27 protein-coding genes and 1 pseudogene are annotated in these 25,143 nt (G+C 73.4%); 3 read left to right on the forward strand and 25 right to left on the reverse strand.

Features of this window, described 5'->3' with window-relative positions; genetic code table 11:
- Nucleotides 1-171: 171 nt before the first annotated feature.
- The gene (locus tag HNR08_RS16740; RefSeq protein WP_146838031.1) at nt 172-1,461 is read left to right on the forward strand and encodes a hypothetical protein; all 1,290 of its coding nucleotides are present in this window, start codon (nt 172-174) and stop codon (nt 1,459-1,461) included.
- 231 nt (nt 1,462-1,692) lie between these two features.
- Nucleotides 1,693-2,202, forward strand: a complete 510-nt coding sequence (locus tag HNR08_RS16745; protein ID WP_146838033.1) for a type IV pilin protein — start codon at nt 1,693-1,695, stop codon at nt 2,200-2,202.
- A 340-nt stretch (nt 2,203-2,542) separates the two neighbouring features.
- Here the strand turns inward: HNR08_RS16745 and HNR08_RS16750 are convergent, their stop codons facing one another.
- From HNR08_RS16750 to HNR08_RS16775, 6 genes are all read right to left on the reverse strand, one after another.
- A complete protein-coding gene (locus tag HNR08_RS16750; protein ID WP_146838035.1) occupies nt 2,543-2,776 on the reverse strand; it encodes a hypothetical protein in 234 nt (77 codons plus the stop codon).
- A gap of 24 nt (nt 2,777-2,800) precedes the next feature.
- Nucleotides 2,801-3,421: a hypothetical protein gene (locus HNR08_RS16755; protein WP_221286378.1), complete on the reverse strand. Its 621-nt coding sequence runs from the start codon at nt 3,419-3,421 to the stop codon at nt 2,801-2,803.
- A 262-nt stretch (nt 3,422-3,683) separates the two neighbouring features.
- Nucleotides 3,684-4,337 (reverse strand): hypothetical protein, encoded by a 654-nt coding sequence (locus HNR08_RS16760; RefSeq protein WP_146838038.1) that lies wholly within the window; start codon nt 4,335-4,337, stop codon nt 3,684-3,686.
- Nucleotides 4,338-4,363: 26 nt separating this feature from the next.
- Nucleotides 4,364-4,705, reverse strand: a complete 342-nt coding sequence (locus tag HNR08_RS16765; protein WP_146838040.1) for a hypothetical protein — start codon at nt 4,703-4,705, stop codon at nt 4,364-4,366.
- 28 nt (nt 4,706-4,733) lie between these two features.
- The gene (locus HNR08_RS16770) at nt 4,734-5,258 is read right to left on the reverse strand and encodes a hypothetical protein (protein WP_146838042.1); all 525 of its coding nucleotides are present in this window, start codon (nt 5,256-5,258) and stop codon (nt 4,734-4,736) included.
- A gap of 3 nt (nt 5,259-5,261) precedes the next feature.
- Complete coding sequence (locus HNR08_RS16775; protein ID WP_146838044.1) at nt 5,262-6,476, reverse strand: hypothetical protein; 1,215 nt, start codon at nt 6,474-6,476, stop codon at nt 5,262-5,264.
- Between the two features lie 58 nt (nt 6,477-6,534).
- On the opposite strand from HNR08_RS16775, the gene HNR08_RS16780 reads away from it, so the two are divergent.
- Nucleotides 6,535-6,981, forward strand: a complete 447-nt coding sequence (locus tag HNR08_RS16780) for a MerR family transcriptional regulator (protein WP_146838046.1) — start codon at nt 6,535-6,537, stop codon at nt 6,979-6,981.
- 82 nt (nt 6,982-7,063) lie between these two features.
- Here HNR08_RS16780 and HNR08_RS16785 read toward each other — a convergent pair whose 3' ends face one another.
- From HNR08_RS16785 to HNR08_RS16875, 19 genes and pseudogenes are all read right to left on the reverse strand, one after another.
- Nucleotides 7,064-7,738, reverse strand: coding sequence for a DUF2637 domain-containing protein (locus tag HNR08_RS16785; RefSeq protein ID WP_146838048.1), 675 nt, complete (start codon nt 7,736-7,738; stop codon nt 7,064-7,066).
- Between the two features lie 51 nt (nt 7,739-7,789).
- Nucleotides 7,790-8,050 (reverse strand): hypothetical protein, encoded by a 261-nt coding sequence (locus tag HNR08_RS16790; RefSeq protein ID WP_146838050.1) that lies wholly within the window; start codon nt 8,048-8,050, stop codon nt 7,790-7,792.
- On the reverse strand, nt 8,047-9,312 hold the full coding sequence (locus HNR08_RS16795) for an AAA family ATPase (protein ID WP_146838052.1): 1,266 nt from the start codon (nt 9,310-9,312) through the stop codon (nt 8,047-8,049). The genes HNR08_RS16790 and HNR08_RS16795 overlap by 4 nt, the downstream gene beginning before the upstream one ends.
- The gene (locus HNR08_RS16800) at nt 9,272-10,579 is read right to left on the reverse strand and encodes a hypothetical protein (RefSeq protein ID WP_146838054.1); all 1,308 of its coding nucleotides are present in this window, start codon (nt 10,577-10,579) and stop codon (nt 9,272-9,274) included. The genes HNR08_RS16795 and HNR08_RS16800 overlap by 41 nt, the downstream gene beginning before the upstream one ends.
- Before the next feature lie 336 nt (nt 10,580-10,915).
- Nucleotides 10,916-11,752 carry a hypothetical protein gene (locus HNR08_RS16805; RefSeq protein ID WP_146838055.1) on the reverse strand — a complete coding sequence of 279 codons (837 nt, stop codon included), beginning with the start codon at nt 11,750-11,752 and terminating at the stop codon, nt 10,916-10,918.
- Nucleotides 11,753-11,774: 22 nt separating this feature from the next.
- Complete coding sequence (locus tag HNR08_RS16810) at nt 11,775-13,508, reverse strand: hypothetical protein (RefSeq protein WP_146838057.1); 1,734 nt, start codon at nt 13,506-13,508, stop codon at nt 11,775-11,777.
- A 36-nt stretch (nt 13,509-13,544) separates the two neighbouring features.
- Nucleotides 13,545-14,042 carry a hypothetical protein gene (locus HNR08_RS16815; RefSeq protein WP_186812766.1) on the reverse strand — a complete coding sequence of 166 codons (498 nt, stop codon included), beginning with the start codon at nt 14,040-14,042 and terminating at the stop codon, nt 13,545-13,547.
- Nucleotides 14,043-14,065: 23 nt separating this feature from the next.
- The gene (locus tag HNR08_RS16820; RefSeq protein WP_183835141.1) at nt 14,066-14,371 is read right to left on the reverse strand and encodes a hypothetical protein; all 306 of its coding nucleotides are present in this window, start codon (nt 14,369-14,371) and stop codon (nt 14,066-14,068) included.
- A pseudogene (locus HNR08_RS16825) lies at nt 14,368-15,525 on the reverse strand (IS3 family transposase). The gene HNR08_RS16820 and the pseudogene HNR08_RS16825 overlap by 4 nt, the downstream one beginning before the upstream one ends.
- Before the next feature lie 57 nt (nt 15,526-15,582).
- On the reverse strand, nt 15,583-16,149 hold the full coding sequence (locus HNR08_RS16830; RefSeq protein WP_183835143.1) for a hypothetical protein: 567 nt from the start codon (nt 16,147-16,149) through the stop codon (nt 15,583-15,585).
- Nucleotides 16,150-16,198: 49 nt separating this feature from the next.
- Nucleotides 16,199-17,569, reverse strand: a complete 1,371-nt coding sequence (locus HNR08_RS16835; protein WP_146840891.1) for a hypothetical protein — start codon at nt 17,567-17,569, stop codon at nt 16,199-16,201.
- Nucleotides 17,570-17,616: 47 nt separating this feature from the next.
- Complete coding sequence (locus HNR08_RS16840) at nt 17,617-18,300, reverse strand: hypothetical protein (RefSeq protein WP_146840890.1); 684 nt, start codon at nt 18,298-18,300, stop codon at nt 17,617-17,619.
- Between the two features lie 105 nt (nt 18,301-18,405).
- The gene (locus HNR08_RS16845; protein ID WP_146840889.1) at nt 18,406-19,407 is read right to left on the reverse strand and encodes a hypothetical protein; all 1,002 of its coding nucleotides are present in this window, start codon (nt 19,405-19,407) and stop codon (nt 18,406-18,408) included.
- A gap of 179 nt (nt 19,408-19,586) precedes the next feature.
- Nucleotides 19,587-20,848, reverse strand: a protein-coding gene (locus HNR08_RS16850) for an IS3 family transposase (RefSeq protein WP_183834765.1) whose coding sequence is annotated in 2 segments (ribosomal slippage) — nt 19,587-20,500 and nt 20,500-20,848 — 1,263 coding nt in all. Because the reading frame shifts where the segments join, the coding sequence is not laid out codon by codon here.
- A gap of 60 nt (nt 20,849-20,908) precedes the next feature.
- Complete coding sequence (locus HNR08_RS16855) at nt 20,909-21,598, reverse strand: hypothetical protein (RefSeq protein WP_183835144.1); 690 nt, start codon at nt 21,596-21,598, stop codon at nt 20,909-20,911.
- Complete coding sequence (locus tag HNR08_RS16860; RefSeq protein WP_146840897.1) at nt 21,595-22,539, reverse strand: hypothetical protein; 945 nt, start codon at nt 22,537-22,539, stop codon at nt 21,595-21,597. Before HNR08_RS16860 ends, HNR08_RS16855 begins: the two co-directional genes overlap by 4 nt.
- A 111-nt stretch (nt 22,540-22,650) precedes the next feature.
- Nucleotides 22,651-24,288, reverse strand: a complete 1,638-nt coding sequence (locus tag HNR08_RS16865; protein ID WP_146840898.1) for a KTSC domain-containing protein — start codon at nt 24,286-24,288, stop codon at nt 22,651-22,653.
- Nucleotides 24,289-24,310: 22 nt separating this feature from the next.
- The gene (locus HNR08_RS16870) at nt 24,311-24,682 is read right to left on the reverse strand and encodes an RNA polymerase-binding protein RbpA (protein WP_183835146.1); all 372 of its coding nucleotides are present in this window, start codon (nt 24,680-24,682) and stop codon (nt 24,311-24,313) included.
- The gene (locus HNR08_RS16875; RefSeq protein ID WP_183835148.1) at nt 24,679-25,137 is read right to left on the reverse strand and encodes a hypothetical protein; all 459 of its coding nucleotides are present in this window, start codon (nt 25,135-25,137) and stop codon (nt 24,679-24,681) included. The genes HNR08_RS16870 and HNR08_RS16875 overlap by 4 nt, the downstream gene beginning before the upstream one ends.
- Nucleotides 25,138-25,143: the final 6 nt, after the last annotated feature.

The following is a 25,143-nucleotide window of genomic DNA, read 5'->3' on the forward strand; positions in this document are numbered from 1 at the left end:
CAGTCCAAGTGCGTCGTCGTGTCATACACACGCCGATGATGTGCAGGGCAGACGCGGCCGTATGGTCGCTCTGTGACATACAGCGCGCGGCGAGGACGGGAACGAGAGAGGCTTCTTGGTGCCGGACCCTCGCTGGGGGTCAGTGCCGTCGCACTGCTGTGCACCGCCGCCGTGGCCGCGGTGATCCTCCCGCCCGTTCTGGCGCAGGGGCCTGCTCACGCCGAGGCCGCCCCCGAGGTAGCGGAGATCGCTGCCGCAGCAGCACTGCCGGAGTCGCTCGACCCGCCCGCGCTCACGGTGCTGCAGCAGCTGCTCGGGAGCGAGCTGACGTACGGCCAGGTCGTGCCGGCCCCGTTCGGCTGCGCCACCCCGGTGCCGGTCGTCTCCGCCACGGCGGCCGCACCCGAAGGCGACGTCGGGCTGTTCGTCCTTGCGACGGGGGAGGGCGGCACCTGGCGACAGGCGATGTCGCACTGCGGGCGCAGCATCACGCTCCCGTCGGGGGTCGTCGGGGTGCGCATGAACGTCGCGGGCGGCCAGGTGGTCGCGTGGTCGCGAGGTGATGTGCTCGCCACACTCTCCGGGGCCGACGTCGCGACGGCCGCGGTCTCCGCGGTTGACGCCCGCCTCATGGACTCCCTGGAGCCGGTGTGCCCCGACTTGAGCCCCACCGCGCAGGACGCGACCCGCAACCCGCGCAGTCCCGGGTACCAGCAGTGGCTCCGTGAGGAGACCGTCAGCATCGAGGCATCAGGCGTCCAGGCAGTCGACCTGTCAGCCCTCCCGACCCCAGCCGAGGCGCCAGACCTCGTGATGCCAGCCGGTGTCGCGGGCCCTCCGGCGCCCTCGAAGGCCGTCCGGCCCGAGCCGCTGACCGATCCGGGGCCGGAGGTTCTCACCACCACGGTCGCGGTGCCGGCGTGGGACGCCGTCGGGCCTGGGTGCGGGTGGGCGTTCACAGCCGCCGCGGCGCCGGCTGTCGTCACGAGCGACGTTGAGGACGCTGCACAGCAGGCCCGCGCCGCGTCTCGAGCGACCCTGCTCGCCGGGCAGGCCGCCTGGATCTCGGCAGTCGCGGACGCCAGCTCACGTGTGGCTGCCCAGGCCGCGGACGTGGAGGCGTGGAATGCGTACGTCGCCGCAGCCCGGGAGGTGAAGGCCGAATGGGACGCGCAGGCTGCGGCGATCGCGACGTGGAAGCGGGAGCGTGACGCCCGCTCCGTGGCGGTCCGCGCACGTGACGCGTGGCGAGCTGACCGGCAGAGCGCGCAGGCCGCCTACGACGCCGCGGTCACCGCATGCGCGAAGCAGCCGGCCGCCGCCGCCGGAGCGATCACGGTGGAGCCGGCGCCCGGTCCCGGAGGTGCTTCGGCGTGCCCGCCTGCCCGCGCTCCGATCCTGGACGAGCCCGAGCCGGCCGTCCCCGAGGAGCCGACTGCCCCGGTGCTGTGGAGTCCGTAGGTGCGACAGGTGGCCCTGCCTGGGTTGGACTCGGCCGGGCCCGGCCGGACCGCCGTACAGGAGCGTGACCTGCAGTGATGCGGCCGGGCATCCCGACTGACGAGCGAACCGCCTGGCGGCCCGAGGTCGAACTTCCGCGAGGTGTATGACACCCCGCGCAGACTCGGGATGCCCGGCTCGGGTGTGCCCGCACCCGGCGTTCAGCTACGAGTCCACCAGGAGTGCGCACCCATGACGTCCCGCGTGAGCAAGATCCTCGCGAAGAGGGAGGCGGGCTTCACGCTCGTCGAGCTCCTCGTCGTCGTCATCATCGTCGGCATCCTCGCCGCCATCGGCACCCCGATCTACCTGAACCAGCAGAACAAGGCGCACGACACCGCGGTGAAGTCTGACCTGACGAACGCCTCCCTGGCCGCCGACGCGTACTACACCGACAACCTCAAGTACCCGACGACCGCGGCCGGCTTCGCGAACGACGGCGGCTCGCCCCTGGCCTCGCCGAGCACCAGCTACGTGGCCTTCATCGGGACGAACAACTACGTCATCTACGCCAAGTCCAAGTCGGGGTCGTACTTCCGGTACGAGCGGAACTCTGGGGCGGGCCCCGTCAAGCTCGACGCCACGACGACGCCCGCTGCGCCGTCCGCGCTGCCGACCGCCCCGCTGGCCGCGGACACCGACGCGGCCTCCGGCATCCCGGCCGGCGCCACGGGGATCACCTGGCAGGGCGTGACGAGCTGACCGCGCCTCCTGCGCGCCCCCGAGGCCGGGCCCACGCGGCCCGGCCTCGACCACTCTGGGAGGGAGCTTCCTCATGAGCCCCGAGCCCCGGGCCCACAGGCCCCAGGTGCCGCCATCGGGTCCCAGCATCTCTGAGCCGAGCGAAGCTCGGGCTCGCCCGCGGCCCGCGCCTCCTCGCGAGGAGCGCCCCCCGCTGTCTTGGAGCAAGGTCACGGGCTTCGGTGTCTCGGGTGGACTCCTGGTGGCCGGCATCATCGCAGCCGTCTCGGCCCTGCTCCGCTGAGGGGTCGGGGGTCGCCGCCCAACGGGTGAGGGGTGGCGACCCCGACCGTGCTGTCCGCTAGCGGTCGTGCCAGACGATCTCGTCGTCCAGGTCCGGAACGGCAGCGGCCAGATCACCCGATGCCGCAAGCTCGGCCGGCCGAGGCAGCCCGGCGTTCAAGGCGGACTCCCCGAGGTTGACGGGCGCCTCCTCGCGCACGGCAGCGCGGAACCGGCCGCCCTCGCGCACTCCCGAAGGCACACGGGCGGTCGAGACCGGCACCCGGCCCTGGCCCGTCATGATCGTGTCCACGCCCGCTAGATGTGCGGGGCGCGGTCATGAGCGCGCGGCGACGTGACGCTGCACCGTGCGTCGGGAGACGCCCAGCACCTGTGCCGCCTGTCGAGCAGCAAGGCCGGCGTCCGTGAGGATCGCGACGGCCGCAGGGCGCGCGCGAGGCGATGTCGCGTGCGGCAGCACCGCGGCCAGTGCAGACCTGGCCACGGCCACGGCCTCCGGCGGGAGATCGCCGCCCAGCTCACGGCCCGAGCGCATGCGGTAGCGCTCGAGCGCCCTCCGGACGATGGGGGCGACCTCCGCCGATAGTGCTCGAGCACCGGTCTCGGTCACGGCGAGCGCCGACCGGGCAGCCGGCGACGCCGAAGCGACCACGGCACCGACCGCTGCCTCGTCCCAGCCGCGGGCGAGCATGGAGCCGACGGCGCGCTCCAGCCGGGCGCTGGTCTCCGCCGTCGAATGGTCCGGTCCCAGGGCGAGCAGCGCGTGTGCGGACCTCGCGCGCATCCGCTGTGCGGGCACCCGCGTGCCGCCGGCGCGGCGGCCGTAGAGCAGTCGTTCCAGCGCGGCCACGCTCACGACGGCGGGCTCTCGACCGTTGGCGCGCCGCGACGCCGCGGCCGCGATCTCGGGCAGCGTCATGCCGCGTGCGCGCAGCATTCTGACGTGCTCCCGCACGGGGGCGGCTGCGACCTGCGGCTCCCAGGTGCCTTCCGCGATCTGGAGCGCGCGGGCGGCCGCGTACCGCCGAGACGCCGCCCCGCACGGGCCGCACCCGCACCCATGCGCGCGTGCGCACCGTCGGGTGCCGTGACGATGCACGGGCTCGTGGACACACCCAGCGAAGGGCTCTGCGGTCTCGGCGTTCACGCGGCCTCCGGACCCGGCGCTTCCGCGGCGCCGGGTCGGCGAGTTGTGGTGGTCAGAACTCGGAGATGTCCTCGGCGCCGTCCGGGCCCCGCGGGACGATGAACGTCGCGACCTGCGGGGCCGGTGGCGCGATGTCGGCGACGGGCGCGAGCCCAGGCTCCTCCGGGTCGTCGCGCAGCGGTGCCTCGGCCGGCGGGACCTCCTCGTCCTGGATTGGCTCAGCGGGCGGCTCCGGCGTGCTCGCCCCGTCCACGGTCTCGGCCGCGGGTGCCGCCGCAGCGACTCCCGGTGTCGAGTCGACGGTCGGCACCAGGTCGCCGGCGGGCTCCTGCTCGGAAGGCGGGGCGGGCTCCGCCAGCGGCGCCTCCGCCGTCGTGACGGTCTCGGGCTTCGGGGCTCGCGTGCGGCGTGCCCTCGACTTCGGCTTCGCGCCGAGTCCCGCCAGCCGGGCGGCCGTCTGCTCCGCCTGCGCCTGGGCCGCGGCGATGCGTGCGACCTGGCGCTCGTGCAGAGCGGTGAGGATCGCGACCTCGACGACGGGGGAGTCGCCGGCCATCGCGTCGATCTGCTGGGCGTACTCCAGCGCGGAGTCCACGTCGAGCGGCTCGGTGTCCCCGCCCGTGTTCAGCGTGAACGTCACGTCCTCGGTGATCGTGTCGGGCTCGTTGATGTCGAGCCGGATCTGGGCGAGGGTGCGGGTGCTCATGGGGCTTCCTTCCGGGGGTAGGTGAGTCAGGCGGCGGCGAGGACCGGGGACGGCTGGGGCAGCGCGGCGAGCATCGCCCGCGCGTCGTCGAGGTGGCGGGTCATGGCCTCGGCGTTCCCGACCGCGAAAGCGATGTCGGACTCGAGCTGGGCCAGGGTGCGGGCGGCGGCTCCGACCGAGACCGGGTCGCTGGCCAGGTCCGCGTCGGGCAGGCCGCCACCGGCTTCCCGCGCGGCCGCGACCACGAGCGCGGCGACACCGGTGAGGTCCGCGATGCCGGCGTGGTTCGCACGCTCGAAGTAGTCGAGGTCGTCGCGGAGGGCGAGAGCGCGGGCGGCGCGGTGGATGCCGGTGTCGGTGGTGGTCATGGTCTTGGTATGTGCGGCAGCCAGGGCCTCAGAGGCTCGTGAGCGGGACGAAGGTGGCGTGCGCCTTGGACCACACCAGCGGGGCGTCGCCGTACCGCTCCTGCAGGTACGTCGGCAGGTCGGCGGGCGAGCAGCCGCGCACCTGACGGAACTGGCCGCTCCGCAGTGGGGCGTCGCCCCAGAAGGCGTCGCCCCAGAAGGCGTCGACCTCAGCCGCGGCGAGCACGAACGGCGTGCTGCGGTAGCGGCTCATCTGCTCGGCTGTCTCCAGGCGCCACAGCAGCGCCTCTGTGGGCTCGAACGACTCGGCCCCGAAGATCGCCCTGGCGGCGTCCTCGAACGCCCGCGAGCCATCGCCGCCGCGGCCGTCGTTGAAGTGCACGACGGCCTGCCCGCCGTTGCCCTCCTGGTGGACCTCAGCGACTGGCTTGCCGTGGTGGGTGAGCGTGCCGGAGAAGCCGGTGCCGCCCCGGGACACGAAGCGCTTGACCTTGGTCAGGCGGAAGCCGTGGTGGAAGTCGGTGGCCGTGTCCTGGGGCGTGTTCGTCGTCATGGGTTACTGATGTGCGGCTCGACGCATGTTTGGGGCGCAGCCGCGCCGCTTCTTCGCCTCGACCTTCTTGGCGAGCTCGGCCTTGACCTCCTCGACATCGACGCCGCGCTTGACCGCGATGGCGCGGGCTACCGCCTCGAGCGCGGGCGCCTTGTCCTTCTCGCGGAAGCCGTAGGCGAGGGTCTCGACGTACCACTGCGTCGCGGCGCGCTCGGTCTTGAAGGTCTCGTGCGCCGGCCGGTCGCGGTAGGAGTGCGTGCGCTCGCCCGGGCGCCCGCCGGGCACCGGGTCCCAGCCTCCGGCGTTGGTCTCGGTCCACTCCACGCGCAGCGGCGCGCCGTCGGCGGTCAGGCCCTTGGCGATCCGGTCCTGCGCGGCCTTGGCCTTCTTGGTCTCACGCTCGGTGCGCGCGGCAGCCTTGGCGACCTCGTCCTTGGACAGCATCTTCGTGGGCAGCGACGCCGCGTCACCGATCGGAGCCGTCGGGAAGCACACGGTGCACGCCCGGTACCCGGCGTCGGCCACGATCGTGTCCTCGCCGGACCCGGAGTAGTCGGTCATCAGCTGGAACTCGGTCGGGGACTCCCCGCGGTTGCAGGTGGAGCAGCCCATCGAGCTGTGCACGTGCCCGCCGCTGCTCGTGGCCAGGAACGCGCGGGTCCAGCCGCCCCGGCGGGAGAACTCGGCCTCGTGCCGGGCGATCTGCTCCTCCACGGCGTCCAGGGCCCGCGTCGCCTCGTCGTACCGGGCCAGCGCCTGCCTGGCCGCGGCCGCCGGGTGGTAGTGCTCGTCGTCCGGACCCAGGTCGGGCGCGGCGAGCTCGCGCGCCTTGGCCTCGGCGTCGGTGTCGCTCAGGCCCCACACCGCGCCCTTGCGCTGCTGCCAGCTCTGCTTGTCGCCGACGGCGCTGTGCACCGCGGAGAGCGCGCGGTCGACCTCGCGGCGAGCGCGCACGGCGTCGTCCAGGACCTGCACGAGCTCGGTGTCCGCCTCGGGCGGGGTGAGCGTCGTCAGCCGGTTCCGCTCGGCCTCGATCTGCTCCATGCACCCGTCGCACCGGTTGTCGCCGGACAGGTAGCCGGCCTCCTCGCCGCAGCGCACGCAGACGCGGTCGCGGTCGCCTGCAGCCTCGAGGTGCACGTCGGCCTCGCCGCGCGCCGAGGTGGAGAACTGGCCGCCGGTGGTGACGCCCGCGGGGACCCGCGACTGGGTGCTCATGACCCGTAGATGTGCGGCCGCCGCCGCGTCGTGGGGCCCCGCCACTACGATCCGCGTCATGGGCCACGAAGACGTCGACACCCTCACGCTCGCCGAGGCAGCGAAGGTGGCCGGTGTGCCGACCTCGGCACTTCGCCACCTGGCGGAGGAGAGGTCGCTGCCGGGCCTGGTGCGCGCCGGACGCGGGCACGCCAGGGTCCGCGTCGACCAGGTGCCGACCTTCGAGGAGGTCGAGCAGCTGCTGCAGCAGCGGGTGCGGGTCGCGCTCGCCGAGCTGCGCAAGTCGTTCGATCGGGTCCAGGTCGAGCTGGAGGCGGTCGGCAACGACATCGCGGAGCTTGAGGAGGATCCCTACGGCCCCATCGGCGTGGACCTGGACGCCTTCGACTCCCTGAGCCAGCGGGGAGGCGGGACGCTGCGGGGGGCGCTGAACCGGATGGGGTTCGCCACCATGAGCCTGGAGGCGGCGCGCTCAGCGCTCGGGGAGATGAGGGTCCGGTACTGAGCCGACCACCGCGCCTGCCGGGCCCGGGCACGGCGACGCCCCGGGGCCTCGCGGGGGCAGCCCGGAGCGTGCAGGGCGCCGGTCACCGGGACGCGTCGAACTCCCCTCGGGCGCCGACACTGGCGAGCACGCGCGGCGCGCGCCCAGGCTCCGGCTCGTCCTCGGTGCGGCGCATCGGGACAACGGGCGCCGCGGCAGAGCCCAGTGCGGGGACGGCGCGCCCGTCCGCGGCGACCGGCTCCGGCGCCTGCTCCGCCCGAGCCGCGCGTGGCTCGGCGTCCGCCGTGCGGCGCTTGCCGCCCGCCTTCTTCACCGGCTCGGCCGACCGCTGGATCAGCACGACCGACAGGTGCGTCACCGCGAGCAGGGCGACGGGCGGGACGGCCGCGACCAGGGCCGACACGGCCGCCGGGACGGCGCCGTCCGCGGCGAGGATCGCGTGCACCGCGTTCGCCGCGATGGAGACGGCCGCGCCGCCGCCGAGGAGCGTCCACGGGTAGATCAGCGCGCGGGTGCCGTACCCGGCCAGGGCGACGATCGCCATCGTGGCGACCACGACCATGCCGTCGACGACCAGCGGCCAGATCCACGCCAGGTGACCGGGCACCCCGGCCATCTCGGCCAGGTCGGCCAGCGCGGCGAACGACAGCGCGAACGCCCCGCCGGCCAGCAGCAGGGTGCCGGCCAGGGCGGAGTTGACGACAGCGCGCGGCAGCGGCGCGGGGTAGTTCTTGCGGGAGGCGGAGGCCAACGTCATGGTCCTGTCTGTGCGGGCGGGTGGTTCCGATCGGGAGATGTGCGGCACCGGCTAGGCGCGACCCAGCAGCGCGATCGCGAGCGAGTTGAGCCGTCCGGCAGGCGGGCTCTGGTCGCGTCCGACGGTCACCGCGGTGACCTCGACCGGTGGCGGGACGGGCCCCAGATCCGGCACGGTCTGGTAGAGCAGGTCACGAGCCGGCTCGACGGCCTGGAGTGCCAGTGCCTTCTCCTGGAACGGGCCGAGGAGTAGGACCTGTTCGCCCGCTCGGGTCGTGGCGGCATAGAAGACGGTGGGGTTGGCGACGCTCATCGGTGCGGGTACGTGACCAGCGCCGCGCGCACCGAGGCGGCGCGGCCGGCATCCTCAGGGTCGCTCGCCTGCTCGAGCACGTCCTCCCAGCCCGGGTCGTAGACCCAGGTCAGGTGCGTCATGTGCCGGGAGGTCATCACGCACAGCCGCCCAGAGGACAGTGCGTGCTCGGACTCGGCACCGGACAGGGTGGGGTCGACCGCGACCACCGCGTGCCATTGGCCGCCCTGCAGCCGGTCCGCCGTCCCGACCGTGATGCCGGGCACTCCTGCCTCGAGCAGCAGGGCTTCGAGCGCGGAAGCTTGGGCGTTCCGGGACACGACGATGGCGACGTCGTCCTGGCCCAGGGGGCGTGTACGCGGCCGGCCGTTCTCGTCACGCTCGACGAGCACGCGACCGACGTAGTCGGTGGCGGCCCGAGCGACGGACCGCATGGTCGCGAGGTCGTACGGGTCGGGCCGCTCGGGCACCAGAACGCAGGCGATCTCCCCATCGAGTCCGTCGAGGTGTCGCTCGGGCCGCGCGGAGTCGAAGGTGAACGGGTACAGCGGAGCGATGGCGGCAGCCGTGTCCGGGCCGAGGCGGTAGGTGTGCTGGAGGGAGTGTCGTGCGACGCCGTTGCGCGCGGCGAGCACCTCCGGAGCCCGCATCTGCGGCGCCTGGCGAAGGTGAGACCAGGCGCCCACGTTGAAGGCGATGACCGGCCCGATCTGCCCGGGATCGCCGACGAGCAGGACCTGCTCGGCGCGGTCCGCGGCCTTCGAGAAGTCGGCGAAAGTCACCTGGTACGCCTCGTCGAACACCATGACGTCGACGTCGGGAGGGTTGATCTTGCAGGAGGCCACCGTGCGAACCGTGACTGGGTTCGAGCCGGTTCGGGCGCCCGGGGCTGCGGCTCCGGCTGGGACGGCCATGTTGCGCGAGGCGACCTGCACCTGCGGCAGGCCGCGGCCGTCGACGCCGAGCTCGTGCGAGATGGCCGCGGCGATCGCGGTGCCCTGCTCGTTGGTGAAGGTAGCGACAGCCACCGTGGCGTCGGTGTGCGTGTGGAGCCAGGAGACCACCTTCGCGACCATGGTCGACTTGCCGGCCCCGGGAGGGGAGTCGCACAGCACGGCCGGATGGCCAGCGAGTAGGTCGCGCAGGGAGGCGGCCTGGGGAGTCCCATCGGGGAAGGGCCTCGGTGTCGCGTCTGTCATGCCAGCCGTATGTGCGGCGACCTCACTGGGGCGGTGCCCACCTCGGGCGCCGGACCGGGGCATCCGCCGGTGACGTCCATCGGTCCCGCGCCGCAGCGTTCGTGACCGGCGTGAACCCTGCGAAGGGCTTGCCGGTGATGAACAGCGGGCGGGCGTCGCGGTAGGCGGCGGCAGCGATCGCAGCGGCGGGGTTGCCCTGCCGGCGCGTGGAGTAGGTCAGCACTCCGTGGAGCGCGTCTCCGGTGGCCTGGACCGACTCCAGGGCCAGGTTCGTGGCGGGCGAGGCAGGGTTCGGGCGGACGATGGTGTGGGCCTTGCCGGTGCGGAGCCGGAACGGCTGGGACATCACGACGTGGATGCGCCCCGCCGCGGCGTCGATGCCGGTGATCGCGACCTGGCAGACGTCGCCGGTGATGCTGTTGCGGCGCACCAGGCCGAAGTCGGTCAGGTCCCATCCCTGGGCGCACGCCTCGGCGCGCTCGACGTCGTGGAAGGCGGACACCGCCGTCTTCAGGCCGCGGAAGCGCGCCGCGGACAGGGCGCCCCGCTCGGCGAAGAACATGCCGTTGGTGAGCTGCGGGGCGTCCTGTCCGTCGCAGGCGAGGTCGGTGAGCGCCGACATGCACGCGAACGGGTCCTGGTCGAAGGGGGCGGCTCCACCCATCGCAGCCCACGGGGCGAGGCTCTCGCCGTCCATGCCCTCGGGGAGCCAGTAGCGGCGCGCGAGGGCGCGGGTGAGCACGATGGCGAAGGCGGAGTAACGCAGCCGCGCGGCGATCGCCAGCTGCAGTTCGATCCTGACAGCAGCTTCGGAGCTGGGCTCGCGGCGCCGGGCGACGGCGGTGGTCGCACGGGTGATCCGGGCGAGGGTGTGGGTGTCGGGAACCACGAGGCGGAACCCCGCCTGCAGGAGTTCGTCGAGGATCTCGGCTCCGACTCGGCGCGGCACGCCCGGGTCGAGGCTCTCGGTCCGGTAGACGATGTGGTTGCTCGCCGGATCCACCCACAGGTAGGCGAAGGGGAAGTCGCCGTCGTCCTCGAAGCCCTCTCCGCGCGGGGTCGGCGCGGGCACGATGCCCGGGGTGACGGTTCGGTCGAGCAGCATCGCGCGCTCGAGTGCGAGTCGGCGCTGGTAGGCGTCGTAGTCCGCCAGGGCGCCGAGGGCTGCCTCGGGAACCAGGTCCTCGTCGGCGAGCGGGCTTGGTCCGACATGCTCGAGGGCGCCGACCGGCGTCGGCTGCCTCGCAGATGCGCCTTCCGCGCGCGCTGGCACGGGCTCGAGCGACTCGAGGAACGGGTCTGGCTCGTCGAGGTAGGAGGGATCGGGCATGCCAGCCGTATGTGCGGCGGGGCTGCCGCACATACGGCTGGGCGTGATGACGACGACCGCACCAACCGCCGCCGAGACACAGGTCCCGGGCGTCGCCTTGGATCCGAGCGACCCGACTCGCGGCTGCGACCGGTGCGGGCCCGGTGTGCGCGCCGTCGTCCTGACGGGGCACGGCTCAGACCGAGGGCTGACCCTTGCGTGGTGCGGGCACTGCTTCACGGCCAGGGAGCGTCTCGGGATGTTCGCTCGCTCGGTGTTGCGGGACCTGCGAAGCTGAGCGACGCCCACGCGGTCCTCCCGGCCGGACGCGGCGCCTCCAGCCGCGTAGGTGCTCGGTCAACCGCCGGTGACGGCGCGCCAGGGTCCGAGTAGTGCGTCGTGGGCGTCGCGGGTCCACCCTGTGCGCACCACCGCGCCCTCCGGTGTGGTGAGCTCTCGGCACAGGCGAGGGTCGTCGACCAGGTCGCGGTGCCCGATCGCGATCGCGGCGTCGCGCACCGCGATGCTCGCGGCGACATGCTCGGCGCCCGAGTCGCCTCGCAGCACCGCGCCGGCCAGGGCCATCTCTTGTGCCGTCTGCGCACGGCGCCTGCGGCGCAGGAGGTCCGCAGCGAACGGCGAGCCGTCGGTAGCCGCCTCGTCCAGCGCGGCGTAGGCCAACGCGCGGCCCGGGTCGCGCGCGGACGCGGTGAACCACGCGGCGTCCAGATCGTGGCAGTCAGGGCCCGACAAGAGGGCCCCGTTCTCGCTCGTCCGCCAGACGTCCGGGTCGTGCCCCGGCTCCAGGCGCTGCTGGTGCACCGCGGTCGCGAGCGACGAGAGCGCGCCCTCCAAGGCGTGACCGCGGGCCTCGAGGCCGGCGACCGCGGCGCGGTCGTGGGTGAGCCGCGCGCCCGCCAGGCGCACTCCGAGCTCTGCGCGCGCAGCCCGGCCGCGGTCGATCAGCTGGCCGACCGTTCGCGGCGCGTCAGCCTCGATGACGCCGCGGCTCAACTGCTCGGTGAACCATGCTGACGCCTGCTCGGCGGCGCGCGAGCGTGCGCTCTCGTCGAAGCGTGGCGGGCCGAGCCGGTCGTCCAGGTGCAGGCGCGCCTCGGCACGCGAACGCGAGGTGAACTGCCCGCCCGTTCGCGTGCCTGCTGGGATCCGTGGCAGATCGTCGGCGCCCGTCATGGCCCGTAGATGTGCGGGCCGCTCACAGGTCCGCTGGCCCCTCCACATCCCACGTGCCGGTGGCCCGCGGGGCCATCGCCCCCCACTGATCGCGCAGGCGCTGCTCCTCCTTGATGACGCCGTTGCGGTAGCCGGCGCCGTGCGCCCACAGCTGCTCGGGTGTGGAGTCGACGTGCTCCGCGGCGTTGCTCAGCGGGATTCCGGCACGCTGGATGCGGCGCAGCTGCTCGGGGGTGCCGCCCACGCGCGCGAAGCGGGCGATCTGGGACATGGCCTCCTCGACCCGGCGCTCGTGGGGCATGGTCGTCTGCGTGCGCGGATGCAGCGCGGCGGACCACGGCTTGATGTCGTGGACGCCGGCCTCGTGCAGGGCGGCGATGGACTCGAGCGGCACCCGCTGGTCGCGCAGCCGCTGCGCCGCGGCCAGCGGCACGCCGGCCTTGGCCAGCGCGAGCGCCCCGGCGGCGTCGGTGGTGGTCTCGCGACGGTGCCCCATGTGCCCGCCGGTGGTCTGCTCGCCGATCTTGAGCCACGCCTTGTAGTCCGCTCCGGTGGTGATGCCCGCTGCGTAGGCGCGGCCCGCTTCGGCGGGGTGGATGTCTCCGACGCGGCCTCGCAGGGAGCGCGCCACCTTGGCCGGGACCCCGTTGAGCTCGAACCCGGAGATCTCGCCCGGGTCGATCTTCAGGCCGAACGCCTTCACCTTGGCGGCGTCGATCCCGAGCCGGATGCCGCGGTAGGCCTCGTCGGTGGACTGGCCGCACGCCTTGGCGTACTCGGCGAGCTCTCGGATCGCGTCCGGCCCCTTCTCCACCGTGCCGTCGGGGCGCTGGAGCCCGTTGTACGCCAGACCCGGCTCCACGCCGAGCTCGTGGCACAGGCGGACGTCGGCCAACGGGACTCCGGCTCGGATGTCGTTGCCGACCCCGTCGAGCTGCAGGTACCGGGCCAGGTAGCTGTTGAAGTCTGGGTCGGCCTTGGCGGCGTCCAGCCAGGCGCGTGCGGTGTCGGCGTCGCAGCCGCGGAAGGCGTACGCCATGGCCGGGGACTTCGCGAGGCCTGCAGCGTCCAGGCGGGCGAGCTCGTCGCCCGTGAGGCCGTCGGCGTACCGCTTCACGCAACGGTCCGTCCAGCCCTCACCGCGCTGAGCCATCTGCTCGGTCCAGTTCACCGGCATCCCCGCGGCGTAGGCGTCCCGCAGCACCTGCCCGGTCTCGGGGGAGGTCAGGGTCCACGTGCCGAGGTCGCTCGTGACCAGGCGACCCGCACGGTGGACGACGATCACGGCGGCCACCCAGTCCGGGTCCACGTCTCGACCCGCGACCCGGACCGCGTCCTCCACCATTCGTGCGGCCTGGTCGCGAGCCACCTCGGGATGGGCGTAGGTGTCCTCGAGCAGGGCGGCGAGCTTGTCGATCGACTCGCTTGTCGTCGGCACGGGGACCGGGGCAGCCGCCGGGGCGCCACCGAGGTGGGCGAGCTCGGTCTCGGCCTCAGACATCTGCTCGGCTAGCAACTCCAGCTCGCCCTGGCACGTCAGGAACAGCTCGTTGCCGCCGAGGGCGCCGGCGTTGGCCATCTGGCACTGCCAGTCGTGCCGTTCGCGCGCGAGCTTGTCGATGGCCCGCTGCAGCTCGGTGACGCGATCGGCGGGGCCCGTGAGGGTCGCGACGGACTCACCACGCGCCTCGGTGGCGAACTGGCCGCCCGTGCGGACGCCGGCGGGGACGCGGGAGCGGTCAGCGAGGCTCGTCATGCCCGGTAGATGTGCGGGGCGGGCGGGTCGCCGTGCTCACCACTCGGCGAGCGCGGCGGCGACCTTCTCGGGGTCCGGCTCGCCCTTGGCGCCGGCCACCGTGTGGCTGTCCGGATCCTCGTACGTGCGCCCGTGCCAGTCGGTCTCCAGGCGGACCATCTCGCCGTCGTCCAGCCGCCAGAATGACGCCTGGGCCCACGGGTCGTCGCGGGACGGGTCGAGCTCGGCCAGGAAGATCGTCGGGTCGGCCGCGTCGGCGTACGGCTGGATCAGCACCTGTCCGGGGATCTGGACCGCGGCCGGCGGGCTACCGGCGGCGCCCGGGTCGGGCACCGGGTCGCACGCGCGCCAGGCGCCAACACCGTCCAGGCGCGCCACGACGTCGGTCGCGAGCGCGGCCTTCGCGGTGGGGCGCCCGGGCCGCAGCCGGGCCATGCCGCGCAGCGGCTCCTGCACGGCGGTCAGCAGCGTGATGCCAGCCTCGGCGCGCACGGTGATGGAGAACTGCCCGCCGGTGCGGATCCCGGCCGGCACCCGGGGGAGTGTCGCGGTGCCCATCACACGTCCCGGGCCAAGATCGGGTCGGCCGCGAGCCGCGCGTCCATCTCGGCGCGGGCGAGCGCCATGTAGCGGCGCAGGTACCGCTCGCTGTACGCGCGGTCGGGACCGATGGCGTCCAGTGCCTTGTTCAGCCGGTTCGTGTTCTGCCGGTCCGTGAGCTCGGCTAGCTGGTCGTCCTTGATGGGCGAGCGGGCGAACAGGCGACCCTCGGCGAGGGCATCGTGGCCCGTGCCGGTCGACGGGGCGTCGAAGGCCAGGGGAGCCTGACCCGGTTTCCCGGACAGTTGCGGTGTGGTGATCATGCCGCCGCGGTGGCGGCGGTGTGTAGGTCCTCGAAGTCGTTCGGGGACCGGTAGCCGAGGCCGGAGTGGCGTCGGACGGGGTTGTAGAAGCCCTCGATCCACTCGAAGATCGCCGAGGCGAGCTCCTCGCGGGAGGACCAGGCGTGGCGGTCGAGCAGCTCGCGCTGCATGCTCGACCAGAAGCTCTCCATCATGGTGTTGTCGACCGAGGACGCGACTCGGCCCATCGAGCCGAGCAGGCCGGCCTCGCGCAGCCGGTGCCCGAAGATCCACGACGTGTACTGGCTTCCGCGGTCCGCGTGCACGATCGCACCTGGTGCGGGGTGGCGCCGCCAGATCGCCATCTGCAGGGCGTCGACGACCAGCTCCGAGCGCATGTGGTCCGCGATGGACCACCCGACGATCTTGCGGGTGAACACGTCCAGGACCGCGGCGCAGTAGACCTTCCCGGTGCCCGTGGGGTGCTCGGTGATGTCGGTGCACCACAATCGGTCCGGGCCGTTGGCGGTGAACCGCCGCTGGACGAGGTCGTCGTGCGGTGCTGGCAGCGGTCGTTGCCCGCAGCGTTTGCGCCGGTGGCAGACCCCTATCAACCCGGCCGCGCGCATCAGCCTCGCGACGCGTTTGCGTCCGCAGGCGACCCCGAGCCCGAGACGCAGCTCGGCATGGACTCGCGGGGCGCCGTAGGTCGCCCGCGAGCCGTGATGGATCGCCGTGATCGTCGCGGTCAGCGCCTGGTCGGCGATCGCGCGGGTGCTCGGCGGTCGGTTCATGGCGTCGTAGAGCCCGGAGCGGGAGATCCCGAGGACCCGGCAGGTCGCCGCGACGGGCACCCCGTCAGCGACGCTCTTGGACCAGCCGGGCGCTCATTTTGGGAGGACGTTCTCCCGGGCGAAGTACGCCGAGGCCCGCTTGAGGATCTCGACCTCCATCTCCAGCACCCGGTTGCGGCGCCGCAGCTCGACCAGCTCGCGGCGCTCGTCGGAGCTCACGCCCTCACGGCGACCGGCATCGACGTCGTCCTGGGCCATCCACCGGCGCAGACACGACTCGCTGATCCCGAGATCGGACGCGACCTTCGCGACCGGCTGCCGACCCGAGCGGGCCAGATCCACTGCTCGACGCCGGAACTCCGGCGGCTTGGCTGCAGGCATCCCAGACTCCCTTCCCGAGACGATCATCGCCTCGGACCAGGTGTCCGGAGAAGCGGGTCAGGCTCCCAGGACCTTCATGTGGTCCCCCGGCAGCGGGACGCCGACCTCGATCAGGCTGAGGTGGCCGCGGCGCACCGCCGCCACGTGACGCTTGATCAGCTCGGTGGAGAACTCCTGGCGCACCATCTGCTCGACGTTCTTGACGGTGTCGCGTTCGTGGGCGCTGACGTGGGCGGCGGCCACCATGCCCGGCAGCTGGTGGTCCAGGGCGTAGATTCGCCCGTGCTGGTCTCCCAGGTAGGCGCCGTCGGCGCGTGCTAGGCGCACGTTCAGGCCGTCCGAGGAGTCGATGCGGTACTCGAAGCCGCGGGCGTGCGCAGTGGCCGAGAACCGGCCGTCAGGCTCGTCGACGTGCACCTTGAGCACGACGTCCTGCAGTGGCGCGACCTTCTCGAGCGCGGTGGCGTAGGTGCTCGCGTTCGGGCCCTGGACACCCTCGACCGCGACCGCGGCGTACCACGGACGGGTCGACAGGACGACGGGCGCCTCGGACCGGGCCTCGATCGCGAACTGGCCGCCGGTCGTCACTCCGGCGGGTACGCGGGAAGGGTGCTGTCTGCTCATGCCGGGTAGATGTGCGGCCCGGGCCGCACACCTGCACCCGGTGTGAGTCTCAGAACTCCAGCGGGTCCTGCTGGCTCGTCGCCTTCGCAGGGCGGGCGGGCGCGCCGCTGCGCGGGCCGGGCCAGTGCAGTTCGTGCGCGTCCATCCGGTCCAGCGCCTTGAGCTCGGCGCGCCGGGCCGAGCTACGGCCCGCCTCGACCAGGTGCGGTCGGGTCTGGGCGATGCGGTCGGCGTGCTTGCGCACCGCGGCCAGCGCCTTGTCGTGGTCAGGCTCGGCGTTCTTGTACGGGGTGAAGGAGGTCTCGAACGCGGCCTGGATCACGGCGGCAACGTCGGCGTCCACGCGCCCCTCAGCGAGCGCCCTCTCGGCGGCGCGCCGCTGCCGCAGCGCCGTCTGGGCGGTGGCGAGCCGCTGCGCGTCCCGGGTCAGGTGCGTCCAGGCGTTGATCCGGTCTGTCCAGGCCGCGGTCGGTGCCGGCATGGGGCCGGTGGGGTCGTCTGCCCACGCCAGCGCGGCGTCGACGTCGGCCAGGTGCTCGGGGCTCAGGTGCACGGTGTGCACCCTCGGGGAGCCGTAGTAGCCGCCGTGGTCGCTGGTGGGGATGCCCAGGAACGCCGCCGTGTGCGGGTCCAGGTCGGTTGCCGGCATCCTGGCGAGCTCGAGCCGGGCGGCGTCCCGCTCGGCCGCGGTGTCCGGGTTCTCCGGCATGATCTCCCAGGGCGCCTTGGCGCCGGCGGCGACCGCTGCGAGGGTGGCGCGGGCCCGGCCCTGAGCGCTGGCCTGCGGGGCCTGACGGACCGCGTCCTGGACGGCCTTCTTGTCGGCGATCGCGAAGTAGTGGTTCGCGTAGGTGGAGTCGCCGCTGTCGTCGTGGTCGGCCAGGAAGTCCGGGCGGGCGGCCATCGCTTCCAGTACGGCGGCAAGGCACCCGGCCTCGTGTCCGTTCGGCTGGATGCGCTCGCAGTAGCAGTCCCGGTTGCCACCGCCGTTGCGCGTGTGGATCCAGACGGCCAGCCTCGCCTCAGGGTCAGCCCAACGCGGATCGTCGGGGTCGCTGGCCCGGTCCAGTTCGGCGTCGGGGTCCCAGGCCGCCCGCTCGTCCCACCAGACCGGGACGGGGCCACCGCGGTGGCGGCCGGTGTCCAGGTCGCCGAGCAAGCTGTTCAAGGTCGCGGTGACGTCAACGACGTCCGGACCCTGAGCGAGCTGGTGCACCAGCTCCCACCGCTGCTGCAGGCCGACGCCCTCGTGGTCGGCCGGGACGTCGGCCAGCGTCAGCCCGTACCGGGCCAGGGCGTCGGTCAGCGGCTCCGGGTCGACCGGGGCGGCCAGCTCGAGGTCGGGCTCGGCGCGAACCCCGGCGGCGAACTGCCCACCTGTTCGGACGCCGGCGGGGACGCGGGAGCGGTCGGTGGTCACGGCTGGGCCTCCTGGCTGGTGCGACCGGCGCCGCGGGGCGCCTGCGGTCAGTGGGTCTGGACCTGCAGGTCGGGGCTCGTGGGCGCGATCACGTCGATCGAGCCGTCCGGGGTGCGGGCGAGGGTTCCCGTGGTGTACCGCTCGCCGACGACGACGGCGACCCCGTCGCCCTCGACGGTCACGTTCACCTGGCCGTAGCGGGCGCCGAACACCAGGACGCTGGCCCCGGGGGCGACGGTGACGTCGACGCGCGCCGCGCGGTCACGCTCGCGGCCGGCCCGGCGGGACTGCTGGCCGGCATGCACGATCGCGGCGCCCTTGGTGACCCGCAGCGGGGTGCTGGCCCCGAACCCGGGCAGCAGGACCTGGATCGGCTCGTTCGGGTGCCCGGTGACCTCCAGCGGGTCGTCCGAGCTGTCGCGCAGCCCTCGCAGCTCCACGACCCTTCCCGGTGCGCGCGAGCCGCGCAGAGCCGCACGCGCGCCCGGCAGGGTGTCGGCCCACATCGGCTCGTCAGGCTGGCCATGGCGGACCCGGAACCGCAGCGAGGCCGACGCCACCGACGGCTGCAGGTCGATCGGATCGTGGTTCTCGTCCCAGATGCTCTCGGCAGCGAGCTCGGCCAGCCGGCGTCGGCGGGCGCCGATGCTCCCGGGGGCGGCGTCGGGGGTGGTGGAGGCCAGCAGGTCGGCCTCGCAGGTGAACCAGCCGCGCGCGGCGGGCAGGCTCACCTGCGACTCGCTACGCGCGGCTGTGGCGAACTGCCCGCCGGTGCTGACGCCGGCAGGGACACGGGAGCGAGGCTTGTCGGTCACACCCGATAGATGTGCGGGGCCTCAGACGCGGCGCGCGACCGGGCTGGACGGCGTCCGGACCGTGATGCGGTCCGTGCCGCAGTGGATGACGTCCAACGACCCCGACCCCTCGCAACGGTGCTGGAAGCCGTGCACTCGCTCGGCGCAGTCCAGCACGGCCACACCGGAGTCCTTGACGGTCACCGAGACCTTCCGGCCGGCGCCGGCGAGGATCACCGCGGTGGCGCCGTCGGCGACCGTGACCGGGTTCCCGGAGGCGGAGCTGGCGTACACGATCACGGTGCCGGAGGTGATGTGCAGGTGGTGGAACCCGGAGGAGTTGATGATGACCAGCGGGGCGCCGTCGTGGCCGTGGACCTCCAGCGGCGCCTTTCCGATGGTGTCCAGGCGGCGCAGCTCGACCACGCGGCCCGGGGCGCGGCGGGCGCGCAGGGCGGCCCGGGCCTCGGTCAGGGTGGCCGGGCAGACCTCTTCGGTGGGCCGCCGGGGCCCCAGGAACCGGGTGGTGGCGAGCTCCGCGGCGCGGCGGCGGCGTGCCCCGATCTCGTCGGTCGGGTTCTCGGCGGCCTGGAGCAGGTGGGCCGGCTCGGTGAAGATGCCGTCACGGGCGGGGGAGAGCTGGTCGAGGGCCTGCCGCACGCGGGCGCCGTAGGCCGGGTCGCGCTCCGACCACTCCTCGGCCAGCTGCTCCAGCAGGGCCCGGTCGCCGCGCTTGGCGACCTCGGTGGGGTCGAGCCGGACCACCTCGAACCTGCTGGGGTCGACGCTCTTGCGCACGGCCGGGTCGTCGATCGACTGCAGGCGGACCAGGTCGCCGTCGGCGTCCTCCACGAGCCACTGGTCGCAGGATTCGACCGGAGTGACCCAGTCGTCGCGCAGCAGCCGGACGCCTCGGGCGTCGACGCCGACGAACGGGTGGCCGTTGAGGGAGCCGAGGTCGATGGGCGCTTCGCCGTGGGCCTGGGTGACGAACTGGCCGCCGGTGGACACGCCGGCCGGGACCCGGGAGGGCTGGGTGCTCATGCCGGGTAGATGTGCGGAAGGTCAGTCGGCGAGGAAGGACCGGTAGACGTCGCTGCCGCGGGCCCGCGCGTGCAGGTCGCGCAGGGTCTGGGCGATCGCGTCCATCCCGTCGGTGCCGGGTTCGATCCCCAGCCGGCGGCACAGGGGCCCTACCCCCGGTTCTTGGACACGGGGTGTGATTACGCGGCGATCGGCAGCGTAGCGGCCCGGCGGGCCTCGTAGGCGGTCGGGGACAGGTAGCCGCACCAGGAGTGGCGGCGGCGGGTGTTGTAGCGGGTCAGCCAGCGGAAGACCTGCCGGCGGCAGGTTGGCTCGTCGGGCCAGCAGGCGTCGTCTTGCAGGACCTCGCGCTTGAGGGTGGCGTTGAACGACTCGGCCATCGCGTTGTCGGCCGAGGACCCGACGGCGCCCATCGACTGGGTCACGCCGAGCCTCGCGCAGACCCTGGCGTAGTCCTTCGAGCAGTAGACCGACCCGTGGTCGGAGTGGAACAGCGCCCCGGCCAGGGTGCCGCGGGTCGCGGCGGCGGCCTTGAGCGCGTCTTCGACGAGCTCGGTGCGCATGTGGTCGGCGACTGCCCACCCGACGAGCCGGCGGGAGTGGCAGTCGATGACCGTGGCGAGGTAGAGGTTCGTGCCGTCGGCGATCGGCAGGTAGGTGATGTCGCCGACGTAGCGCCGGTTCGGTGCCGGCGCGGTGAAGTCCCGCTTGAGCAGGTCGGGGTGCTTGCGGCCCGACGGCTCGGGGATCGTGGTCCGCACTCGACGCTTCTTGACGTAGCCCGCGATACCCGCCGCGCGCATCACCCGGGCGACGCGCTTGTGGTTGACCTGCTCACCGGCGGGCGCGTCGTCGTTGAGCTCGGCCGTGACCCGCGGCGCGCCGAGCGTGCTGTCCGCGGCGTGGACCTTGCGGATCCGTGCCTCGAGCCGAGCGTCCGCCGCGGCGCGCTCGGCCCGCGCCGGCGCGCCAGCCTTCCACGCGTAGTAGGACGAGCGCTCGACCTGCACGAGCTCGCACAGTCGCTTCACCGGGTAGGTGGCGGAGTTGTCGGCGACGAACTGGAAGCGACTCACCAGCGCGTCTCCCCGGCGAAATACTTCGCCGCCTGCTGCAAGATCGCCCGCTCGGTGGACAGCTTGGTCGTCTCGACCTCGAGCTCGCGGACCCGGGCCTCGAGCCGGGCGATCCGCTCCTGCGGCGACTCGCCGACAGGCGCCGTCGAGCTCGCCGCAGCGCTCTTGGACCGCAACGGGCTGGGCGTCGCCGACCCGTCGACGGCCGTCTTGGCGCCCGTGCCGTAGACCTCGAGCCAGTGGCGCAGCGTGCCGCGCACGATGCCCAGGTCCGCGGCGATCCCGCGCACCGTGGCGCCCGGAGTGGACTCGTACAAGTCGACGGCCTGACGACGGAACTCCTCGGAGTAGCTCTTCCTGGCCATGAACTGGATCATCTCGCTTCCCCAGCGCGTTGCTGGATTCAGCGTGTCCAAGAACCGGGGTCAGGCCCCCAGGTCCTTGCCGACCAGGTCGCGCACCAGGGCCGAGCGGCCGTTGGTATCGAGACCGTCGAGCTCGACCAGCAGGTGGTCCTCGCCGACGCTGATGGTCAGCTCCTCGCCGTCGACTTCGGCGGTCAGCCACGGCGTGGTCTCGTACTCCTCGTCCTGGCTGGAGCGCCAGGAGGGCTCCTCGATGTTGACGCCCAGGCGCACCTTGCGCACGCCCTGCTCGCTGCGGTCGCTGAACCGGCCGGCCGCGACCTGCAGCATCCCCGCGGTCAGCACGGCTCCGCGGACCATCGCGTGGGCGCGCCCCGGCCAGCCGACCGCCCCGCCGTAGGACTCGTTCAGCAGGGTCTGGTCGGTCTCGTGCGGCGGTGTGTCCTCGGACCGCTCGATCTCGACGACGAACGCGGAGATGCCGTCCCTGCCCTGGTGTGCGCGCAGCCGCATCCGGTCCCCGGACGGAACGGTCGCGTTCAACTCGGCCCAGCCGTCGCTTCGCGTCATCCAGCCGTCGCCGGGCAACAGCTGCCCGCGCAGCCCCATGCCCGTGGCGACCGCGCCCAGGTAGATCAGGGCCAGCTCGCTGTCGGGCGACAAGACGGCGTCGGACTCGCCGCGGGCCTGAACGGCGAACTGGCCGCCGGCGCTCACGCCTGCCGGGACGCGGGGCTGCTGGATGCTCATGCCGGGTAGATGTGCGGCTTGCGGGACCCTGTCGGCCGGGCGACGTGCGCGATCCGGTCCCACACTGCCTCGATCTTGTCGTGACTCGCCAAGGCGGCGAGGTCTCGGGCGCCGGTGAGCGTCAGCGCGCCCGAGGCGTAGCCGCTGACCTCGCCGCCTGACCGGAGTTCCGCGACCGCCACGCTCCCCGGTCCGCACGGAACTCCTGTGCCGTTCGCGGCGATGCCGTAGCCGTTGACGACCTCACCTTCCACGTGTGTGGCGAACCACAGTGACCCAGGCGCAGGCGTGCCATCCGGTGCGGTGCGTGTCGAGCAGAAGATCGCCGCCACCGGAGTCGACTCGTCCAGTGGGCGCACCAGCGGCAGGCGCTCGGGGGCGGCCTCTTGCAGGATCGGCATCGTCGCAGCGGTCTCGCGCCAGGTCCGCAGGGCGTCGTCGACGCGGCCGTATCCGGCATGAAGGTCGAGCAGTCGTTGCCTCCACGAGTCGTCGTCGGCCCGGTAGAGCAGGGTCCCGCCGAGCGTGCCCCGCGCACCCTTCGCCAGGATCGCGAGGTTGCCCGACGGCGACCTGTAGAGGGCTCCCTCGCGAGCGCGCACAACCCCGGTCGGAGAGGAGATGAGGGCGGTCACCTTGATCGACTGGCGCGCCCAGCTCTTCGCGCGCTCCTGCAGCTCGATCCCGGTCTCGCGGTCCCTGCGGAACGCGGCCGCCTGATTCGCGGCGGCCAGGTGCGGGTGACCGGGCCCGGTGCGAGTGACGCCGTCGTGATGCGCGATCTGGGCGATCAGGTAGTCCCCGTTGGCCGTGCGCCGCGAGTCGACCCGGCTCGGGTCGTACGGCGTGCCGGTCAGGACCAGCGGCGCCTCCTGCCGGGCGGCGGCGGTGAACTGCCCACCGGAGCGGACACCGGCGGGCACCCTGCGCACCTGGCTCATGGCCGGTAGATGTGCGGGACCGAAGTGCTCAGGCAGCCGGGACCGCGGCGGGCGCTGCACACGCGTGCCGCTCGCAGGCCAGGGCCCGGCGCTGGGCCGGGAGCCCGGTGCTCACCAGGACAGCCGCCACGCCTGCTCGCCCGGGCGCCAGGGCACCTCGACCCGCTCGGCTCGCAGGGGCGGCTCCTGAGCATCGAGCCCGTACCGGTCGAGCAGGTCCACGAGGCCCCGCTCGGTGGCCGCGGCGTCGTCGAACACGAGCACGCCACCGACCGCGAAGCGCTCGTCCTCTCGTTCGGCACTCACGAGGTAGCCGAACGCCTCGACCTTGCCGGGGTGTCGGTCGGTCGCGAGCAGCGCAGCACCGACCGTCGGGCCGTGCCGGTGACGAAGCCCCCGCTGCCGACGCGTGAGGGTGCGGCCGATCTGCATGGCGCTGGTCCCGTGCAGCCCTTCGAACCGCATCACGTCACTGTCGCCGTTGTGCATCTGGGTGGTGCGGCCGGCGACGCTGAACGAGCGGTAGAGCTTCGGCACGTACGTGGAGGTCGTGAAGGCTGCGAGCGGGCCAGTCAGCGCGAGCGTGTAGCCCGCGGGCCCGTACAGCCCGGTCCGGGCGCGGCGGCGCCGCAAGCGCCGCTCCTGCCAGTCGTGCACGTCCCGAGCGATGACGGTCGCTGCCGGCTGGTGCTCGGCGCGCGCGGGCTGCACGGCAGAGCGCTTCGGCGCCGTGGCGGTCACGGCGACAGCCCGCGCCGCGGCGTTGTGGTCGATCCGCGCCGTCGACGGCGCCGACGGCGCCGCGGGGCATGTGTGCGTCTTCTCCGCGGCGGAGAACTGGCCGCAGGTCTGGCACCGCGTCACAGCGTGCCGGGTGTTGCCCTTGATGATCCGGTTGAACTGGGCGCCGGGGGAGTGCGCCGACATCACCTGCTCGAAGCGAACGCGGGAGACCTCGTGCCCGTACAGCGCGCCGGTGCGGGTCTGCATCGCCATGATGCCGTTCGCCTCGTCGTAGCCGACGGCCTGCACCCACGAGGAGTCGACCGGCCGCAACGGTGCCCCCGCACCAGCCTCCCGCTCCCGGCGGCGGCCGAGCAGGTCCCCGATCTCGTGCAGGGCGAGGGAGGGGCGCCGCGACTCCAGGACGGCGGACACCGCCTCGGCGATCTGCTCGCCGGTCGTCCCGTCGAGCCCGATGGTCGCCACCGAGTACCCACCGGCCGGCCGTGTCACGACGCGCACCCACGCGGTGACCTGACGAGACGCGCCGGCGCCCGGGACCTCCGCGGTGACCGGCATGTCGAACGTGCGGCCGTCCAGCTCGGCGGCGTAGCGGCGCACGACCGCCGCCGCAGGCATCCGCAGCTGGACGCCACCGCCGGCGTAGAGCCGTCGCGGCGTGCGGCGCCCGCCGGACAGCGCGTTGCCGTCGCCGCGGGTCCCGTAGTCGTCGGGCATCTGCGGGTACCCGCCCTCGCCGGCGCGGTACTCGGCCGAGGCGAAGTGGTCCTCCCACCAGGCCTTGATCCCCCGGGTCGTGCGGGGGTCCTGTCGCGCGGCCAGAGCGACGGCGCTGACGAACCCGTCACCGGCGAGCGCAACAAGCCGTTGGCGCAGGGCCTGGGACGGGTCGGCGCTCAGGCGCGCCTCGGACTCGCCACGTGACGGAGTTGTCCACCGTCCGCCTTCGCGCACCCCGGCGGGAACGCGTGGCGTGGCCGCGCCGCGGCTCGTCGTGCTCGTCATGGCCCGTAGATGTGCGGGCGCCTCACACCAGGCCGCGGCGCTGGCGCACGAACTGCAGCCGTTCGTCCAGCAGGGCCTGCAGCTCGGCGTCGGTCCGTCGCTCACGCACCATGTCCATGTGAGTGCGCTTCGCCTTGGCTGGCCGCGCGTCCTCCGCTCCGACCGGGCCGTGGCCGGAGTCCACGAGCGCGGACGCGCGCCCGCACGTGGAGCAGTCCCACGTCGCGGGTGCCGGCGCGTCGGACGCGAAGCGAAGCACGGTCGTGTGCTCGCGCTGGCAGGTGTACGTGACCTCGCGGGACGCGGCGAGCGGCCCGCCGTCGGAGTCCGCGTCCGGCACGAACAGCGCGGACCGGTCCGCCCAGGGGAACGTGCCGCGCACTGCCGCGTTCACGCGGCACCCTCTTGCACGAACAGGGTCAGGGAGCCCGCGTCGGACAACGAGGCGAGCAGGGTCCGCTCGTTGGTGGGGTCGACGAAGGCGACGTTCCCCACGGGCTTCGTCCGGGTCGTGAACGGCTCGTAGTCGGTCGCGACGAGGTAGAGCGTGACGCCCAGCTCCCAGACGTCGCCCGGGACGAGCGGGAGCTCGGAGCGGGATGCGAACAGCGGCGTCAAGGCGGACTCGTCGAGCTCGTCCAGGTCCAGCGACCCGTCCTCGACGGCCCTCAGGCACGCGGAGAGCTGCAGGTCGTCGGCACGCACCACCGCGGCGCGGTAGCGCTGCTCGAGCGCCTCGGCCGGTGCGTCGCTGTAGCCGGGGATCAGCGCGGCGACCAGCTCGGTGAGCGACTCACCACGAACGGTCCGGCCGTCGACGTCGATCGCGAAGGGGCTGTCGTCACCCATGCGGGC

It is taken from the genome of Cellulomonas hominis (genome assembly GCF_014201095.1).
Lineage (GTDB): Bacteria > Actinomycetota > Actinomycetes > Actinomycetales > Cellulomonadaceae > Cellulomonas > Cellulomonas hominis.

Excerpts from the sequence above, each read along its gene's own strand:
- HNR08_RS16745 (WP_146838033.1), top strand. The coding sequence starts at position 1,693 with ATGACGTCCCGCGTGAGCAAGATCCTCGCGAAGAGGGAGGCGGGCTTC.
- HNR08_RS16755 (WP_221286378.1), bottom strand. The coding sequence starts at position 3,421 with ATGCTGCGCGCACGCGGCATGACGCTGCCCGAGATCGCGGCCGCGGCG.
- HNR08_RS16760 (WP_146838038.1), bottom strand. The coding sequence starts at position 4,337 with ATGAGCACCCGCACCCTCGCCCAGATCCGGCTCGACATCAACGAGCCC.
- HNR08_RS16765 (WP_146838040.1), bottom strand. The coding sequence starts at position 4,705 with ATGACCACCACCGACACCGGCATCCACCGCGCCGCCCGCGCTCTCGCC.
- HNR08_RS16770 (WP_146838042.1), bottom strand. The coding sequence starts at position 5,258 with ATGACGACGAACACGCCCCAGGACACGGCCACCGACTTCCACCACGGC.
- HNR08_RS16775 (WP_146838044.1), bottom strand. The coding sequence starts at position 6,476 with ATGAGCACCCAGTCGCGGGTCCCCGCGGGCGTCACCACCGGCGGCCAG.
- HNR08_RS16780 (WP_146838046.1), top strand. The coding sequence starts at position 6,535 with ATGGGCCACGAAGACGTCGACACCCTCACGCTCGCCGAGGCAGCGAAG.
- HNR08_RS16785 (WP_146838048.1), bottom strand. The coding sequence starts at position 7,738 with ATGACGTTGGCCTCCGCCTCCCGCAAGAACTACCCCGCGCCGCTGCCG.
- HNR08_RS16790 (WP_146838050.1), bottom strand. The coding sequence starts at position 8,050 with ATGAGCGTCGCCAACCCCACCGTCTTCTATGCCGCCACGACCCGAGCG.
- HNR08_RS16795 (WP_146838052.1), bottom strand. The coding sequence starts at position 9,312 with ATGCCCCGGTCCGGCGCCCGAGGTGGGCACCGCCCCAGTGAGGTCGCC.
- HNR08_RS16800 (WP_146838054.1), bottom strand. The coding sequence starts at position 10,579 with ATGCCCGATCCCTCCTACCTCGACGAGCCAGACCCGTTCCTCGAGTCG.
- HNR08_RS16805 (WP_146838055.1), bottom strand. The coding sequence starts at position 11,752 with ATGACGGGCGCCGACGATCTGCCACGGATCCCAGCAGGCACGCGAACG.
- HNR08_RS16810 (WP_146838057.1), bottom strand. The coding sequence starts at position 13,508 with ATGACGAGCCTCGCTGACCGCTCCCGCGTCCCCGCCGGCGTCCGCACG.
- HNR08_RS16820 (WP_183835141.1), bottom strand. The coding sequence starts at position 14,371 with ATGATCACCACACCGCAACTGTCCGGGAAACCGGGTCAGGCTCCCCTG.
- HNR08_RS16830 (WP_183835143.1), bottom strand. The coding sequence starts at position 16,149 with ATGAGCAGACAGCACCCTTCCCGCGTACCCGCCGGAGTGACGACCGGC.
- HNR08_RS16845 (WP_146840889.1), bottom strand. The coding sequence starts at position 19,407 with ATGAGCACCCAGCCCTCCCGGGTCCCGGCCGGCGTGTCCACCGGCGGC.
- HNR08_RS16855 (WP_183835144.1), bottom strand. The coding sequence starts at position 21,598 with ATGAGCATCCAGCAGCCCCGCGTCCCGGCAGGCGTGAGCGCCGGCGGC.
- HNR08_RS16860 (WP_146840897.1), bottom strand. The coding sequence starts at position 22,539 with ATGAGCCAGGTGCGCAGGGTGCCCGCCGGTGTCCGCTCCGGTGGGCAG.
- HNR08_RS16865 (WP_146840898.1), bottom strand. The coding sequence starts at position 24,288 with ATGACGAGCACGACGAGCCGCGGCGCGGCCACGCCACGCGTTCCCGCC.
- HNR08_RS16875 (WP_183835148.1), bottom strand. The coding sequence starts at position 25,137 with ATGGGTGACGACAGCCCCTTCGCGATCGACGTCGACGGCCGGACCGTT.